The organism is Herbiconiux sp. L3-i23 (assembly GCF_023734115.1).
Lineage (GTDB): Bacteria > Actinomycetota > Actinomycetes > Actinomycetales > Microbacteriaceae > Naasia.
Map to the genome: position 1 here is coordinate 2,663,211 of NZ_AP025737.1, position 16,298 is coordinate 2,679,508.

At 68.8% G+C, this 16,298-nt stretch carries 17 protein-coding genes and 1 tRNA gene; 10 read left to right on the top strand and 8 right to left on the bottom strand.

The window, feature by feature from the left end; all coding sequences use genetic code 11:
- Positions 1–28: 28 nt before the first annotated feature.
- The 3 genes from NGH83_RS12695 to NGH83_RS12705 all read right to left on the bottom strand — a co-directional run bounded on the left by NGH83_RS12695 (position 29) and on the right by NGH83_RS12705 (position 2,311).
- Entirely contained in the window at positions 29–1,141 is a 1,113-nt protein-coding gene (locus NGH83_RS12695; protein WP_251856620.1) for a folate-binding protein YgfZ, read from the bottom strand.
- Positions 1,131–1,808: an FABP family protein gene (locus tag NGH83_RS12700; protein ID WP_251856621.1), complete on the bottom strand. Its 678-nt coding sequence runs from the start codon at positions 1,806–1,808 to the stop codon at positions 1,131–1,133. Before NGH83_RS12700 ends, NGH83_RS12695 begins: the two co-directional genes overlap by 11 nt.
- A gap of 245 nt (positions 1,809–2,053) precedes the next feature.
- Entirely contained in the window at positions 2,054–2,311 is a 258-nt protein-coding gene (locus tag NGH83_RS12705; RefSeq protein WP_251856622.1) for a hypothetical protein, read from the bottom strand.
- Between the two features lie 114 nt (positions 2,312–2,425).
- Between NGH83_RS12705 and NGH83_RS12710 the strand changes: the two genes are divergently transcribed.
- The 7 genes from NGH83_RS12710 to pstB all read left to right on the top strand — a co-directional run bounded on the left by NGH83_RS12710 (position 2,426) and on the right by pstB (position 10,628).
- A complete protein-coding gene (locus NGH83_RS12710) occupies positions 2,426–3,118 on the top strand; it encodes a winged helix-turn-helix domain-containing protein (RefSeq protein ID WP_251856623.1) in 693 nt (230 codons plus the stop codon).
- A 94-nt stretch (positions 3,119–3,212) separates the two neighbouring features.
- The gene (locus NGH83_RS12715) at positions 3,213–5,381 is read left to right on the top strand and encodes an RNA degradosome polyphosphate kinase (RefSeq protein WP_251856624.1); all 2,169 of its coding nucleotides are present in this window, start codon (positions 3,213–3,215) and stop codon (positions 5,379–5,381) included.
- Positions 5,378–6,331 (top strand): NUDIX domain-containing protein, encoded by a 954-nt coding sequence (locus tag NGH83_RS12720; protein ID WP_251856625.1) that lies wholly within the window; start codon positions 5,378–5,380, stop codon positions 6,329–6,331. The genes NGH83_RS12715 and NGH83_RS12720 overlap by 4 nt, the downstream gene beginning before the upstream one ends.
- A 229-nt stretch (positions 6,332–6,560) precedes the next feature.
- Positions 6,561–7,658: a phosphate ABC transporter substrate-binding protein PstS gene (locus NGH83_RS12725; RefSeq protein ID WP_251856626.1), complete on the top strand. Its 1,098-nt coding sequence runs from the start codon at positions 6,561–6,563 to the stop codon at positions 7,656–7,658.
- A 131-nt stretch (positions 7,659–7,789) separates the two neighbouring features.
- Positions 7,790–8,740: a phosphate ABC transporter permease subunit PstC gene (gene pstC, locus NGH83_RS12730; protein ID WP_251856627.1), complete on the top strand. Its 951-nt coding sequence runs from the start codon at positions 7,790–7,792 to the stop codon at positions 8,738–8,740.
- Positions 8,740–9,822: a phosphate ABC transporter permease PstA gene (pstA, locus tag NGH83_RS12735; RefSeq protein ID WP_251856628.1), complete on the top strand. Its 1,083-nt coding sequence runs from the start codon at positions 8,740–8,742 to the stop codon at positions 9,820–9,822. The genes pstC and pstA overlap by 1 nt, the downstream gene beginning before the upstream one ends.
- 26 nt (positions 9,823–9,848) lie before the next feature.
- A complete protein-coding gene (gene pstB, locus NGH83_RS12740; protein ID WP_251856629.1) occupies positions 9,849–10,628 on the top strand; it encodes a phosphate ABC transporter ATP-binding protein PstB in 780 nt (259 codons plus the stop codon).
- A gap of 161 nt (positions 10,629–10,789) precedes the next feature.
- Here pstB and NGH83_RS12745 read toward each other — a convergent pair whose 3' ends face one another.
- The 4 genes from NGH83_RS12745 to NGH83_RS12760 all read right to left on the bottom strand — a co-directional run bounded on the left by NGH83_RS12745 (position 10,790) and on the right by NGH83_RS12760 (position 14,501).
- Positions 10,790–11,692, bottom strand: coding sequence for an anti-sigma factor domain-containing protein (locus NGH83_RS12745; protein ID WP_251856630.1), 903 nt, complete (start codon positions 11,690–11,692; stop codon positions 10,790–10,792).
- A 92-nt stretch (positions 11,693–11,784) separates the two neighbouring features.
- Positions 11,785–12,975, bottom strand: coding sequence for an anti-sigma factor (locus tag NGH83_RS12750; RefSeq protein ID WP_251856631.1), 1,191 nt, complete (start codon positions 12,973–12,975; stop codon positions 11,785–11,787).
- A complete protein-coding gene (sigK, locus tag NGH83_RS12755; RefSeq protein WP_251858535.1) occupies positions 12,972–13,559 on the bottom strand; it encodes an ECF RNA polymerase sigma factor SigK in 588 nt (195 codons plus the stop codon). Before sigK ends, NGH83_RS12750 begins: the two co-directional genes overlap by 4 nt.
- Before the next feature lie 312 nt (positions 13,560–13,871).
- Positions 13,872–14,501, bottom strand: a complete 630-nt coding sequence (locus NGH83_RS12760) for a DNA-directed RNA polymerase subunit beta (protein ID WP_251856632.1) — start codon at positions 14,499–14,501, stop codon at positions 13,872–13,874.
- A 95-nt stretch (positions 14,502–14,596) separates the two neighbouring features.
- Between NGH83_RS12760 and NGH83_RS12765 the strand changes: the two genes are divergently transcribed.
- The 3 genes from NGH83_RS12765 (at position 14,597) to NGH83_RS12775 (ending at position 15,099) form a co-directional block, all read left to right on the top strand.
- Positions 14,597–14,764 (top strand): hypothetical protein, encoded by a 168-nt coding sequence (locus tag NGH83_RS12765; protein WP_251856633.1) that lies wholly within the window; start codon positions 14,597–14,599, stop codon positions 14,762–14,764.
- A gap of 41 nt (positions 14,765–14,805) precedes the next feature.
- Positions 14,806–14,970, top strand: a complete 165-nt coding sequence (locus tag NGH83_RS12770) for a hypothetical protein (RefSeq protein ID WP_251856634.1) — start codon at positions 14,806–14,808, stop codon at positions 14,968–14,970.
- Between the two features lie 56 nt (positions 14,971–15,026).
- A tRNA-Lys gene (locus NGH83_RS12775) sits at positions 15,027–15,099 on the top strand.
- A gap of 687 nt (positions 15,100–15,786) precedes the next feature.
- On the opposite strand, the gene NGH83_RS12780 is transcribed toward NGH83_RS12775, so the two are convergent.
- The gene (locus NGH83_RS12780) at positions 15,787–16,254 is read right to left on the bottom strand and encodes a VOC family protein (protein ID WP_251856635.1); all 468 of its coding nucleotides are present in this window, start codon (positions 16,252–16,254) and stop codon (positions 15,787–15,789) included.
- Positions 16,255–16,298: the final 44 nt, after the last annotated feature.

Consider the following 16,298-nt stretch of genomic DNA (forward strand, 5'->3'; position numbering starts at 1 on the left):
ACGAATCGGGCTCCGGCAGGCACCGGGGTCAGCCCCGCGAAGGCGAACCGACTCGCGGGAGACGGGGGACCTCGACGGCGCGGCCGGCGTCTGCCGCCACGATGATCTCCTGCCCGGCGGCGATCTCGATGTCCTCGGCGACGACGAGCACATCGGCGTCGCTCGGCACCGAGCGCTTGACGACCGCGAGGGCGATGGGGCCGCGCTCGTAGTGCACCGCCGACGAGGTCACCTGTCCCACCTCGACGCGCTCGCCGCGGCGCTCGGCGAAGACCGGCGATCCGGGAGCGGGGAGGACGGCGTCGGACCCGTCGAGGTCGAGCAGCACGACCCGCCGCGGCGGATGTCCGAGGTTGTGCACCTTCGCCACCGTCTCCTGGCCGCGGTAGCAGCCCTTGGCGAGGTGCACGGCGCTGCGGAGCCAGTCGAGCTCGTGCGGGATGCTGCGCTCGTCGGTCTCGGCGCCGAGCCGGGGACGCCAGGCCGCGATGCGGAGGGCGTCGACCGCGGCACTGCCCGCGATGGCGATCTCGCCTGAGCGCACCCTGTCGACGACCGACGGCAGGACGGTCGTGGAGACGATCGCCTCGTGCCAGGTCCACTCGGTTCCGGGATGCTCGGCTACGGTCGCGTAGGAGACGCCGCCGACCGCGACCGAGGTCCACGGGTCATCCCAGACTACGGCGGTGTCGATGCTCTCGAGGACCGCGCGGTCGAGTGTGCCGAGGACCGCCCAGTCGTCGCTCACGTCGGCGACCTCGACGCGCAGCATGAAGCGCATGCGGTCGAGGAACGCGGCGAGCGTCCCGCTGCTGCTGCGCTCCGTGATGATCCAGGACGTCTCGCCGTCGTCGACCACGCGCAGGTCGTGCTCGATGTGTCCGTTGGGGTCGAGCAGCAGCGACTCGGCGGAGGCGCCGACCGGGAGTCCGATCAAGCGTTGCGAGGTCAGCGAGTCGAGCCAGCTCAACCGATCCGGTCCGGTGACGGTGACGACTCCGCGCGCGAGGTGCGCGAGCGCACCGTCGTCGACGAGGCGCCGCTGTTCCGCGATCGGGTTGCCGTAGTGCGCGGGGACGCCGGCGTCAAGCCCGGCGCCGTCGACGGCGCCGGGGAGGGCGAGGAACGGGTCAGTCGACACGCGTGAGCCGCCCGGAGGAGTGGGTGCGCAGGCTCTGGCCGAGGGCGGCGATGTCCCACGCCCACAGCAGGTCGCCCTCGACGAGACCGTAGATGCGCGTCGCGGCCGAGTAGTCCTTGGCCCCCTCGGTGCGCACGACGGCGTCGGTCGACAGATCGATCCGGCCGTTCTTCACCTGACCGAGGTAGAGCTCGCTCACCCCGGTCGGGTGCACGAGCGCGACCTGCACCTCGAATCCTCCCGACGAGCTCCGCAGCGCCTCGACCGACTCGGTGGTGTTGAACGGGCGCACCGCGGTGGGCGGCAGCATCCCGGGGCCCGGATCGCCCTCGATGAACTTGCGGGCGAGGCGCCAGTAGCCGGTCTCGGCGGCGAGCGGCTGCGGAAGCTCCTCTGTCGACGCCCCCGCGGCGGGCGCGTCGTCCCCCACCGCCTCGCCGTCGGCCGACACGTCATCGGCGGACTGCGGCGAGGCCGGGATCCAGCTCTGCGACGAGTAGTTGAGATACGGCTGGTTGTCGTGACTGAAGCTCACCCGCTGCCGGAACGGCTGGCGGACCGTCTCGTCACCGACCTGGTACTCGACGAGTCCCTCGCCCTCCCACACGCCGACGAGCCACGAGAGCGGAACGAGTTCCGAGGGCAGACCGACGGGCAGATCGAGCAAGGGTTCCTCCTTGTAGGAGACGAGAAACGTCGTTCGCGCCGTCGCGAAAAGGCGGAGGCGACGTCAGCGGACCGTCAGGTCAGCGCTGGCCTCGGAACAGGTTGTAGACGACCACGAGCGACACCCAGCCGATCGCGACGGACGCGAGCGCGAGGAGTCCGAGATAGAACAGTTCCAGCGCGAGAAGCATGGGACGAGTCTAGTGCCGACCACCGCGGCCACGGCCAGGCACGACGGGCGGCCCGTCAGGGCAGGGCGAGCACCACGAGTGCCGCGACGAGCAGCACCCCGAAGGCGCCGACCAGCGAGGCCATCAGGCGCGTGACGAAGCCGTCCTTCTGCGGGAAGGCGAGCTGGATCGCGAACGTCAGCAGCGCGCATGCCGCGAGCGTGATGGAGAGGCCCCGGTAGCGCTCGTCGCCGCTCAGGACGAGGAGGGAGACGACTCCTCCGACGGCGGCGGCGATCCAGACGAGGAGGATGCCTGCATGCCGCGGTCGCATGCCCCCGATTCTCGCATCCGGCGGCGGGATGCCCCAATCGAGCCCGGAACCCGCGTTTTCAGGTGCCCGAGCGCTTCGGACTATCATTGCGGCAAGCATCGGTCGGGAGGGTCTGTGGCGCAGCTTCTGATCTTGACCCCTGCCGTCGACTCAGAGGTGCTCCCCGCTCTCGGCCTGCTCAGCCACCGCACGCGCCAGATCCCCGCCGAACCGGCCCAGCTGATCAGCGCGCCTCCGTCGGATCTGATCATGATCGACGCGCGTCAGGATCTGCAGAGCGCGAAGGCCCTCTGCAAGATCCTGCAGACGACCGGCGTCACCGTGCCGCTCGTGCTGATCCTCACCGAGGGCGGTCTCACCGCGGTCTCCGCCGACTGGGGCGCGGGAGATGTGATCCTCGAATCGGCGGGTCCCGCCGAGGTCGATGCCCGCATCCGGCTCGTCATCGGCCGGTCGGCGCAGGAGCAGTCGGCGTCGAAGATCCAGGCCTCCGGCGTCGTCATCGACGAGGCCAGCTACTCGGCGAAGGTGCACGGTCGTCCCCTCGATCTCACCTTCAAGGAGTTCGAGCTGCTGCGCTTCTTCGCAACGCACCCCTCGCGCGTCTTCACCCGCGAGCAGCTCCTCAGCGAGGTGTGGGGCTACGACTACTTCGGCGGTACCCGCACCGTCGACGTGCACGTGCGGCGCCTGCGGGCGAAGCTCGGCGACCTCGAATCGCTCATCGGCACGGTGCGCAACGTGGGGTACCGCTTCAACGTCTACGAGGACGACCCCGAGCCTCGCGTTCCGGCCGCAGCGACCTGATCCCCGCGCGGGTCCGGTCTTCCACAGGACGTGCGCGGCGGACGCCACAAATCCTGTAACTCTTTGTTCACCGACGCAATGACATCATTGTCGAATGGACAGCGAGACGCTGCTGGGTGATGCCGCTCTGGCGGCCGACGTGATCGACGAATTCGACGAGCCTTCGGTCGTCGACGACGGGACTCTGCCCCCCGATCGCTACCTCGACCGCGAGCTCAGCTGGCTCGCCTTCAACCAGCGGGTGCTCGAGCTCGCCGAAGACCCGAAGGTGCCGCTGCTCGAGCGCACCAACTTCCTCGCCATCTTCGCGAGCAACCTCGACGAGTTCTTCATGGTGCGCGTCGCCGGCCTCCAGCGCCGCATCGCGACCGGGATCGCCGTGCCGACGAACGTCGGCCGAGCCCCGATCGACGTGCTCGCCGACATCAGCGCGAAGGCGCACGAGCTGCAGGCCCGCCACGCCGCCGCCTTCCAGAACCTGATCAAGCCGGCGCTCGACGAGGCCGACATCCACATCGAGGTGTGGAGCGACCTCAACGAAGAGGACCGCGCCCGAGTCCGCGAGCTCTTCGTCAGCCGCATCTTCCCGGTGCTGATGCCCCTCGCGGTCGACCCCGCGCACCCGTTCCCCTATATCTCCGGCCTGTCGCTGAACCTGTCGGTGCGCGTGCGCAACCCGAAGACCGAGAAGGTCGAGTTCGCCCGCGTGAAGGTGCCGCCGCTGCTTTCGCGCTTCGTGCAGCTCCCCGACGACGGCAGCGGACGTCTGCGGTTCATCCCGCTCGAGGACCTCATCTCGAACCACCTCGAGCACCTCTTCCCGGGCATGGAGATCCTCGAGCACCACGAGTTCCGCCTCACCCGCAACGAAGACGTCAATATCGACGAGGACGAGTCCGAGAACCTCATCCAGGCGCTCGAGAAGGAGCTGCTGCGTCGCCGTTTCGGCCCGCCGATCCGTCTCGAGATCACGGACGACATGGACCCGGTGACCCTCGACCTGCTCGTGCGCGAGCTCGGCATCACCGAGCAGGAGGTCTACCGGCTGCCCGCGCCGCTCGACCTCGCCGGACTGTTCGAGCTCGGCAAGATCGACCGCCCCGCGCTCAAGTACCCGACGCACCTGCCGACCACGTCGGCTCGGCTGCTGCCGAGCGAGCCGAACCAGACCCCCGACATCTTCGCGTCGATCAACCGGGGCGACGTGCTGCTGCACCACCCGTACGAGTCGTTCGCGACGAGCGTCCAGGCGTTCCTCGAGCAGGCGGCGGCCGACCCGCAGGTGCTCGCCATCAAGCAGACCCTCTACCGCACCTCCGGCGACAGCCCCATCATCGAGGCGCTCATCGACGCCGCGCAGGCCGGCAAGGCCGTGCTCGCTCTCGTCGAGGTGAAGGCGCGCTTCGACGAGGAGGCGAACATCTCCTGGGCGCGCAAGCTCGAGAAGGCGGGCGTGCACGTCGTCTACGGCCTCGTCGGCCTCAAGACCCACTGCAAGCTCGCGCTCGTGGTGCGTCAGGAGAAGGACGGGTCGCTGCGCCACTACACGCACATCGGCACCGGCAACTACAACCCCAAGACCAGCCGTATCTACGAGGACTTCGGTCTGCTGACCGCCGACGCCCAGGTCGGCAAGGAGGTCACCCGGCTCTTCAACGAGTTGTCGGGATACGCGATCGAGAAGAAGTTCGACCGTCTGCTGGTCGCCCCCCGCTACCTCCGCAAGGGCCTGCTGCGTCGCATCGACGCCGAGACCCGGAACGCGCTGGCGGGCAAGCCGTCGGGCATCCGCATCAAGGTCAACTCGATCGTGGACGAGGCCGTGATCGACGCGCTCTACCGCGCCAGCAACGCCGGGGTCCCCGTCGAGGTGTGGGTGCGCGGCATCTGCGGCATCATGCCCGGCGTCCCCGGACTCAGCGAGAACATCACGGTGCGCTCCGTGCTCGGCCGTTTCCTCGAGCACTCGCGCATCTTCTGGTTCGCGAACGAGGACGACCCGCAGGTCTACATCGGCAGCGCCGACATGATGCACCGCAACCTCGACCGCCGCGTCGAGGTGCTCGTCCGCCTCACCGACCGCACCCATCTGCGCGAGATCGGCAAGCTGTTCGACACCGCCATGGCCGACACCACCCAGTCGTGGCACCTCACCGGAGAAGGCGAGTGGATCCGTCATTCGGTGTCCGACAAGGGCACCGCACTCGTCGACCTGCAGGCGAAGACCATCCGCGACACGGCCGTGCGCCGGAGAGGCCGTTGAGCACCAGCGTCACCACTCCCGTCCTCGCCGCCGGAGCCGTGTGCTGGCGCGAGGGAAGGAACGGCGTCGAGGTGCTGCTCATCGGCCGCAGTCGGCGCGGTGACGTGAGCCTGCCGAAGGGCAAGGTCGACCCCGGTGAGAGCTTCCCCGTCACCGCGGTGCGCGAGGTCAAGGAGGAGACCGGCTTCAGCGTTGCGCTCGGACTCCCCCTCGGCACCACCGAGTACTCGTTGCCCGGCGGCCGGGACAAGATCGTCTACTACTGGGCGGCCGAGGTCACCCGCGAGCAGCTGCTGCGCGGACGGTTCCGGCCGAACGACGAGGTCGACTCCGTCGACTGGGTGCCGATCGCCAAGGCCCGCAAGAAGCTGACCTACTCCCGCGACGTCGACCTGGTCGACCGCTTCGCCGAACTCGTCGATCGCGGAGAGCACAGGACGTTCGCGCTCATCGCCCTGCGTCACGCGAAGGCCGAGAGCGACTCCCCCGACGGCACCGATGCCGCCCGGCCACTCGCGCCGCGCGGCAAGCGGCAGGCCCAGGACGTCGGCAGGACCCTGCCGGCGTGGGCGCCCACCGCGATCCTCAGCAGCCCGGCGACCCGCTGCATGGACACCGTCGCCCCGCTCGCGAAGAACACCGGGCTCACTGTGAAGCCGAAGCGCTCGCTGAGCCAAGACCTGTGGGAGAGCGACCCGACCGCCGCCCCTCGCCTGCGCGAGCACCTGCAGCGCCGCATCGACCGCCGCAGCACCGTCGTCCTCTGCACCCACTCACCGGTGCTGCCACCGCTGATCGACGGAATCGCCGACATCGTCGGCGGCGAACGCGACGGTCGACTGACCCGCGCCGCGATCCTCACCACCGCCGAGTTCACGCTCGTGCACCTCTCGTCGGCCGACCCCGCACGCGGCATCCTCGCGCTCGAGTCGCACCAGCCCGTCGACTGACCGGTCGGTCTTCCGCCCTCGGCGACCGCGTTCCGTTAACGCAGTCTTACCCACTGATATCGATCCGGTCACGGGGCCGCTGAAAACGCGCTCGTTCACCTCCCGTTCACCCCTCGGCGTCACGCTCGTCACCATCGGGACTTAGCGTGCTCCAGGCGCTACGGTCCAGCGCGCACCACGCGGACGACCGGACTGCGTCACTCCTGCATTCACTACGAAGGGAAACCCCTTGATCTCGAAGCGTTACGCGGGCCTCGTCGGCCTGGCGGTCGTCGGCGCACTCGCGCTGTCCTCCTGTGCTGCGAACGAAGGCGGCACCCCCGCCGAGACCGACGGCGCCACCGAAGGCCTCTCCGGCACCCTCGTCGGCGCCGGCGCCTCCAGCCAGGGCAGCGCCCAGGAAGCCTGGATCGCCGCGTTCCAGACCGAGAACCCCGACGTCACCGTCACCTACGACCCCAGCGGTTCGGGTGCGGGCCGCGAGGCCTTCCTCGAGGGCGGCGTGAACTTCGCCGGCTCCGACCGCGCGTTCAACGATGAGGAGCTCGCCGCCGGCGGCTGGGCCGCCTGCGCCCCCGACACCGGCATCATCGAGCTGCCGCTCTACGTCTCGCCGATCGCGGTCATCTTCAACCTCGAGGGCGTCGACTCGCTGAACATGGACGCGGCCACCATCGCGGGCATCTTCCTCGGCACCATCACCAACTGGAACGACCCGGCGATCGCCGCGCTCAACGAGGGCGTCACCCTGCCCGACCTGGCGATCACCCCCGTCCACCGTTCGGACGACTCGGGCACCACCGAGAACTTCACCGAGTACCTCAACGCCGTCGCTCCCGACGTGTGGACCGCTGAGCCCGACGGCGTCTGGCCGATCGACTCCGGCGAGGCCGCCCAGGGCACCACCGGCCTGGTCGACGCCGTCACCGGCGGAAACGGAACCATCGGCTACGCCGACGCCTCGCGCGCCGGTGACCTCGGCACCGTTGCGCTCCAGGTCGGCGACGAGTTCGTCGAGTACTCGCCCGAGGCCGCTGCGGCCATCGTCGACGCCTCGCCCGAGGCCGAGGGTCGCGAGGACGGCGACATCGCCATCGAGATCGACCGCACCTCGACCGAGGCCGGCGTCTACCCGCTCGTCCTCATCAGCTACCTGATCGGCTGCGCCGAGTACCAGGACGCCGAGGTCGGCTCGCTCGTCAAGGGCTACTTCTCCTACCTCGCGAGCACCGAGGGCCAGGACGAGGCCGCTGCTGAGGCCGGCTCCGCCCCCATCTCGGACACGCTCCGCGGTGAGGTCGAGGCTGCCATCGAGCTCATCAAGTAATAACAACTGAACAAATCGGACTGGCCGCTCGCGCACTCGCGCGAGCGGCCAGACTGAGCAGGAGAGCGGATCCCTCGCCGGATCCGAGCCCCCGCTGAGTCTCGTTCCGCGAGAGAGGACTTCCCCCCGAAATGACCACCGCGTCAGCACAGCCCACCCCCATCAAGGCGAAGCAGCGACCCGGCGATCGTGCCTTCAGCGGCGGCGCCCTCTTCGCGGGGTCGCTGATCCTCGTCATCCTCGCCGCGGTCACGATCTTCCTCATCGCACAGGGCATCCCCGCGCTCACCGCGAACCCCGAGGACGTCACCATCCTCGGCGGCAAGAACTTCTGGGAGTACGTTGGCCCGCTGGTCTTCGGAACCCTCTGGGCGGCGTTCCTGGCACTGCTGATCGCCACGCCCATCTCCATCGGCATCGCGCTGTTCATCTCGCACTACGCGCCCCGCCGCCTGGCGCAGGGCCTCGGCTACATCGTCGACCTCCTCGCCGCGGTCCCCTCGGTCGTCTACGGCCTGTGGGGAGGCCTCGTGCTCGCCCGCCTCGTGCAGCCGGTGTACGCCTGGCTCGCCGAGTACCTCGGCTGGTTCCCGCTGTTCGCCTCGCCCGCGTCGGCGACCGGCCGCACCATCCTCACCGCATCGCTGGTGCTCGCCGTCATGATCCTGCCGATCATGACCGCCATCTGCCGCGAGATCTTCCTGCAGGCGCCTCGCCTGCACGAGGAGGCCGCGCTCGCGCTCGGCTCGACCCGCTGGGAGATGATCCGGATGGCGGTGCTGCCCTTCGGTCGCTCCGGCATCGTGTCCGCGATGATGCTCGGCCTCGGCCGCGCCCTCGGGGAGACGATGGCCGTCGCCATGGTGCTCTCCCCCGCCGCGGTCGTCACCTTCGCCGTGCTGCAGTCGACCAACCCGAACACCATCGCCGCGAACATCGCGCTGAGCTTCCCCGAGTCGTACGGGCTCGGCGTGAACACACTCATCGCGACCGGCCTCGTACTCTTCGTGATCACGTTCCTCGTGAACGCGCTCGCGCGCTACATCGTCAACCGTCGCAAGGACTTCTCGGGAGCCAACTGATGACCGAAGCGATCTCCGCCCCCGCCGGCGGCAATGCCCTCACCCACGGTCGGCTCCCCAAGCCGACCCCCTGGGTGCTGCTCGGAGCCTCGATGGTCGTCTCCGCGGCGATCTTCCTGCTCGTCCTCCTCGCCGGCGGCACCGCCGACTTCAACATCGCCGGCACGGTGATCGTCGGCGCCATCCTCTACGTGATCGCCATCACGGTCTTCGCGACGATCGTCGAGGGGCGCCGTCAGGCGGTCGACCGTTTCGTCACCGCGCTCGTCGTCGGCGCGTTCGTGATCGCGCTGCTGCCGCTGTTCTCGCTGATCTTCACGGTCGTCTCGAACGGCCTGGCCCGCTTCGACGTGGCCTTCTTCACCCAGTCGCAGCGCAACATCGTCGGCGCCGGTGGCGGCGCCCTGCACGCGATCGTCGGAACGCTCGAGATCACCGCGGTCGCCGCCCTCATCTCGGTGCCGATCGGACTCATGACCGCCATCTACCTCGTCGAGTACGGCCGTGGCGCCCTGGCCCGCGGAATCACCTTCCTCGTCGACGTCATGACCGGCATCCCCTCGATCGTCGCCGGCCTGTTCGCCTACTCGCTGTTCGCGATCTTCTTCGGCCCCGGCGTGCGCATGGGCTTCGCCGGCTCCGTCGCCCTGTCGGTGCTGATGATCCCCGTCGTCGTCCGCTCCTGCGAGGAGCTGCTGCGCATCGTGCCGAACGAACTCCGCGAGGCCTCGTATGCGCTCGGTGTGCCCAAGTGGCTCACCATCACGAAGGTGGTCCTGCCCACCTCGATCGCCGGCATCACGACGGGTGTCATGCTCGCCATCGCCCGTGTCATCGGTGAGACCGCGCCGCTGCTGCTCGTCGCCGGATTCGCGACCAGCATGAACTACGACCTCTTCGGCGACCGCATGCAGAGCCTGCCGGTGTTCGTCTACGACTCGTACGCGAACCAGGGCACCGACGGCGCCGCCGACATCCAGCGCGCCTGGACCGGTGCCCTCACCCTGATCCTCATCGTCATGGCGCTCAACCTCATCGCGCGCCTCATCGCCCGCTTCTTCGCCCCCAAGACCGGCCGCTGACCGGCGCCCACCGAGAAGGAACCCACGTGTCAAAGCGAATCGTCGTCAACGACCTCGACGTCTACTACGGCAAGTTCAAGGCCGTCGAGGGCGTCTCCCTCACGATCGAGCCCCGCACCGTCACCGCATTCATCGGTCCGTCCGGCTGCGGCAAGTCGACCTTCCTGCGCACCCTCAATCGCATGCACGAGGTCATCCCGGGGGCCCACGTCGACGGCGAGGTCCTGATCGACGGCAACAACCTGTACGGCCCCGGCGTCGACCCGGTGCTCGTGCGCCGCCAGGTGGGCATGGTCTTCCAGCGGCCGAACCCCTTCCCGACGATGAGCATCCGCGACAACGTGCTCGCCGGCGTAAAGCTCAACAACCGCCGCATGGCGAAGTCCGAGGCCGACGACCTTGTCGAGAAGTCGCTGCGCGGCGCGAACCTCTGGAACGAGGTCAAGGACCGCCTGAACCTCCCCGGCTCGGGCCTCTCGGGTGGTCAGCAGCAGCGTCTGTGCATCGCCCGCGCGATCGCCGTGCAGCCCGACGTGGTCCTCATGGACGAGCCCTGCTCGGCTCTCGACCCGATCTCGACGCTCGCGATCGAGGACCTCATCGAGGAGCTCAAGCAGGAGTACACGATCGTGATCGTGACCCACAACATGCAGCAGGCGAGCCGCGTCTCGGACAAGACCGCGTTCTTCAACATCGCGGGCACCGGCAAGCCCGGCAAGCTCATCGAGTACGACGAGACGTCGACGATGTTCTCGAACCCGTCCGTGCAGGCGACCGAGGACTACGTCTCCGGAAAGTTCGGTTGATCCGTCAGCCCACGTGAACGCCCGAGCCCGGTGACCTCGTTGTCGCCGGGCTCGAGTGTTCTCGGGCGAGGGTGCAACTCGCGTTGGCGATGCTAGCCCGCCTGCTGCGCTCTCGACGGGATGGAGACCGAACCGAGACCTTCCGCGCCGCGGGGCCCGGCTCACACAGCGGCGTCGGGCGCCGCGGAGGCGAAGACGAGCGGATCGGTGGTGGGCTGCGGGGATCCGCCGTCGGGTTCGCGGGTGATCGCGACGACATCGTCGGCGCCGTACTCGCCGTCGAGCATGCGGTAGTACTCCCCCGCGCCATCGAAGTCGAGCAGCCCGGCGCTGATCGCAGCACCGTCGCGCACGTACCAGGCCTGATACGTCTCATCGTCGGGGAGAGCCGCCGCGTCGTCGAGGACGATGGCCGAGGCGGCCAGTTCGGTGGACGCCACCAGCGACGCGCGCCCTCCTGCAGGGAGCTCGATCGAGATGCGCTGCACGTCGTCCGCCGCGCTGAGGGCTGCGAACTCGGCGCTGCGATCGTCGCCCACCGTGCCGATCACCCCGCCGACCAGGATGCCGCCGGTGAACACCGCGATTCCCGCCGCTGCGGCGGCCATGCCCGTGACGATGCGACGTCGGAGGGACCGCCGGCGACGGCTCACCACATGGGTGCCGGGCGGGAGGGGCGACGTCACGACAGGGACGACGGGAGGCGCAGCGACGGCGGACGCGGCGCCTTCTCGCTCACCCGAGACTTCATCTCCAGTCGCGGGGGCGTCGGCGGGGAGCTGCGGCACGGAGTCGAGCATCGCCATGATGTCGGCCTTCAACCGTGGGGGCGGCGCGACCGGCTCGGCCGTCGCCGCGAGTTCCACGGCGGTGTCTTCGAATCCGGCGACCTCTGCTCGGAGTTCTTCCGACTCGGCCAACCGCTCGCGGAACGCCGTCTCCTCGCTCGCCGACAGGGCGCCGAGCGCGTAGGCACCGCTGTCCGCCCCCGGGGTGCCCGGCTCGGCGGTCGGCTCGCCTGCGTCAGTGGGATCGTGGGGGTTGAGCGGGGTCGTGTCGTTCATGCGGATTCCGTGGCGATGCGAGGAGGCATCGGGCTACCCGGAGGATACCGCTGTTGCGCACGCTCGTGGCGCGCGGAGAGGTCGGAGAGAGATCAGTCTGCGCCGAGCAGACCGTCGACGGCACCGAGGGTTCCGTCCACGGTCCGGCCGACGCCGTCGAGGGTTCCGTCGACCGCTCCGAGCGTGTCGTCGACGACCTCACCGGTGCCGTCGGAGAGGGTCTCCACTCCGGAGACGACGCCCTCGGTCACGTCGGGCAGCCGCAACGCATCGGGCAGCGCCGCCACCCCGTCGGCGAGATCGGCGACCGCTCCCCCAAGAGATTCACCCGAACGGCTGTCCGTCGGAGAAACGGGAACGGGCGCCCCGATGCCGTGCCCGACATCGGTCGCGCCCGCGGGAGACGTGCGGTCGGCTTGGTCGGGCGGTGTCGCGGGAGCCGCGATCGACGGGGCGTCACCCGCCGCGGCGGCGGGTGACCCGGCGAAGACGATCGGGTCGGTCGTCGGCTGGGCGGATCCGCCGGCCGGCTCCACGGTGAGGGCGACGACCGCGTCGGCGTCGTAGTCGCCGTCGAGGATGCGATATCCGTCGGACGCGGCGGCGACGAGGCCCGCGCTGACCGGGCCGTCCTCGCGCACGAACCAGGCCTGGTAGACCTCGTCGTCGGGCAGCGACGCGACGTCGTGCATCACCACGGCGGAGAGCTCGAGGTCGGCGGACGCGAGCAGCGATGCGCTTCCGCCCGCGGGCAGGTCGACATCGATGCGGCGCATGTCGGAGGCCGCGCTGATCGATGCGAGCTGTTCCGCCTCGTTCGGCGCGGTGGTCGTCGCGCCGAGCGCGATGCCGCCGACGAAGAGCGCAACGGCGGCCGCTGCCGACGTCACGGCGAACATCAGGCGACCGCGGGGCCGGCGACGACGCCGCGAGGCGAGGTCGGTGACCGTCGCATCGCTCGTCGTCTCGGGGCCACGCGAGTCAGTGCGCACCGGTTCTGCCACCGCCCCGACCAGCATCGGGGAGGCGTCGTCGGCGGGGAGCTGCAGCGTGGAATCCAGGCGGTCGAGCAGTGCGCTCTTCAGGCCGACCGGCGGGGCGACCGGCGCGGTGGCCGCGGCGAGGAGCGCTGCCGTGTCGACGAAGCCGGCGACCTCGGCGCGGAGCTCCTCGGATCCGCGGAGCTGCTCTTCGAACGCCAGCCGTTCGAGTTCGGAGAGGGCATCGAGGGCGTAGGCGCCGCTGAGGTTCTCGTGAGCGTGCGAGCCGAAGCGCGTGGTCATGACGTCACCCCCATTGCGTCGCGCAGACGGATCATGCCGTCGCGGAGGCGCGTCTTCACGGTTCCGATCGGAATGTGCAGGATCTCGGCGACCTCGCTGTGGGTGTGGCCGCCGTAGTAGGCGAGAGTGATGGCTTCACGCTGCAGGTCGGTGAGCTGTCGCATCGCCTGACGGACGCGTTCACCCTCGAGCGTGACCTCGACGTGCTCGGAGACGGAGTCGAATTCGCGCTCGTAGTCGCGGATGCCGATCTTCATGTCCCGGTCGCGGCCGGACTGCGAGGCGCGGATGCGGTCGACGGCGCGACGGTGGGTCATGGTGAGGATCCACGTCATCGCGGAGCCCTTGTCGGCGGAGTACCGCGAGGCGGTCTGCCAGATCTCGAGGAAGATCTCCTGCGTGACCTCTTCCGACTGGGCGTCGTCGATGAGGATGCGGCGGACGAGTCCGAAGACGCGGGCGGCGACCTGATCGTAAAGGTCCGCGAACGCGGCGCGATCGCCCGTTCCGATCCGGGTCAAGAGATCTTCGCGGGCGACGACGGCATCAGGTGTCGAGCCTTCGTCGCGTTCGGTCACGAGCATCAGCATTACAGATCACCACCTGACTTCTCCTGAGAGGCGCCCCGTCGGGAAGCGCCTTCTGACAGGTGGTTCGGTCTCGCCATTACTTCGGATTGGAGCGCGCGACGGCGGCGGCGGCGACGACGACGACGAGCGCATCGACATCGGTCGCCGAATGGCTGACGAGCATCCTTTGAGAGAGGCCGGAACAGGCCACCGCTGAGAAGGATGGCGCCGGACCGCAGTTAACGCCTCTCGGCGCGAGGCCGCTCGGAGCGGCGAATATTGGAGCCCGGGGTTACTGCGGCCCGGCATGGCTCCGAAGAGCCGCGACTAGTCTAAGCCGCCCGAGCGCCACAGTGTGGAGGAGGCACTCAGGTCGGCCGCGATCTCGGTGAGCCTCAGGGCGCGGGCCGTCAGGGCGGTGGATCGTTCCGGCTCGGTGCCTTCGAGGTCGTCGGCCACAGACGTCGAACCGGCGGCGGAGACGCGACAGAACGCGGCGGCCCGATCGAGCGCGATCGCCAGGTCGCCCGAGAAGACACCGCGGAGGATCTGGTCGGCCAGGTCGAGCACCTCATCGGGTCCCGCAGGGTCGGGCGCGCCGGCCACGACCGGGTCGATGGTCCGCGAGACCTCGATGCCGCGCTGGAAGTAGAGGCTGCCGGACACGGCATCCGCCCGGATCATGGTGCGCAGCAGGTAAATGCGCCACAGAGTGCCGGGCAGGCTGCGGGCGGTGGCGCGCGACCATAGTTCGGCGATCGCGTCGATGCCGTTCTCGTCGGTGAAGCGCACGAGCCGGTCGACGATCTCGGGGTCGGGTTCGGCGCGCACGCGGGCGAGGAGCGCGTTCGCCGTCTCGTGGGCGAGGCGCGAGATGGCGGCCGGATCTTGTCCGCCCTGCATTGCCTCGAACTGGTAGCCGGCGAACTTCACGGGTCGCGGGTGCCGATCGGTCATCGATCAAGGCTACGCCGCGCCGCGGTGTCCCCCACTGTCTGACGTTTTGCCGACAATCAGGCTTCGCCCATGTTGCTCACAGTTACGGTTGTGGTGTGGGTCTACTAGTTGCATTGCTCGTGGTGTGGGTCGCCCTCGCGATCCTCGGACTGCTGATCGACGCCATCAAGTGGCTGCTGTGGATCGCGATCATCCTGATCGTGATCACACTGGCGGTCGGCGCCGTCAGACGGTTCGGCAAGGGGCGCTCTTCGCGGTCCTGACTCCATCGTTTCGAGCTCTGCACGATGAAAGGAATGTGTCAATGAACCTCGTCTTCATCATCATCGTCGTCGTCGCCATCGTTCTCGCGATCGTCGGCGGATTGAACACCGCGCTCAACTGGCTGCTCTGGGTCGGCATCATCATCGCCGTTCTCGCGCTCATCGCCTTCCTGCTGCGCACGATCAGCGGTCGCAAGCGGGTCTGACCCGCTGACCCCTAGAGGCCCGTCACACCGGAGCGTTCACGCTAATCTGGTGCGGCGGGCCTCTAGCTCAGTTGGCAGAGCAGCGGACTTTTAATCCGCGGGTCGTGGGTTCGAGCCCCACGGGGCCCACAAGAAAGATGGCGGCCCCAGGCCGCCATTTTGCTTGTGGGCCCCGTGTAGAAGAACTCACTCCTGTGGTGGGCCCCTGCCGCCGGTACCGGCGCGACGCGAAGCGGCGTGACGGCCGAGCGGGAGGGATCGAGCCACACGGGGCCCACAAGAAAGATGGCGGCCCCAGGCCGCCACTTCACTTGGGGGCAGGCCGCCACTTTACTTGGGGGCCACGTGTAGAAGAACGCGCTCCCGTCGCGGTGCTCCGAGTCAGCCCCGATGCTGTCGCGAACCATGATCACGACCACTGCGGCAGCCGCGGCGACAGCGATCGCCCCGGCCACGATGTAGAACAGACGCTCCCCCGCCGCTGCCGTCATCGGGAGCGAAACTCGCCGCGCTCGCCCCTTCCGCACTGGTTGAGGGGTGCTCAGAGACGGTGGGGCCGAGACGGAGGGAGCCTGTCCGGTCTGATAGATCCGTCGTGCTTCTCGACGTTGATCCGCGTCGACCAGTTCTGGTTCAGCAGTCACGATGCCTGCATTCCGGGGTCGGCGATCGGCCCCCGTCGACAGACCGAGTTCGCAGCCCACCGGCATCGACCGAGTAGCCGATTCATCCAAGGAGCAGCGTGTTTGATCCCGCTCTGTTCGAGAAAGGTATCCACCGATTCGCGGGGTGTCGAATGAACAGCAGCTGTGACACTCAGTCCTCGTGCCGGGGATCCACCGCGAAGTCCGGCCCCGAGAGTGATTGGAACACCGCGAGCGGCATGTGATCGGGCCCGATCATGCGGGCACTGATCGAGTGTCCGGCGGACGGCTCCTCCTTGTCGAGCCTCTCCGCTCCACCTTCTTCGAGCGCGGCGATGGTGGACTTCACATCCTGGGTCTGGAACACCAGCCGCACCTTCGGTGCCGGAGGATCGGACAACGCCCCGCTTCCATCCAGTTCGGGGTGGACGAGCTCGATCGTCGCTCGTCCGACATCGAGCACGAGCTGCGCTCCATTCGCGTTCCGGTAGCCCATGAGCTGATCGAGCCCCAGCGCGTCACGGTAGAACGCGGTTGCGGCGTCGAAATCGGGAGCCTCGATCACGACCCTCAGCTGCGAGACGTGCGGCGCATCGCTCTGATCGTTCGATTCGATGGGTCGTTGGGAGGTTTCTGTCATCGCGTCACCGTATCCGCCGGGACCATGGGGAACCGGGGCTTCGG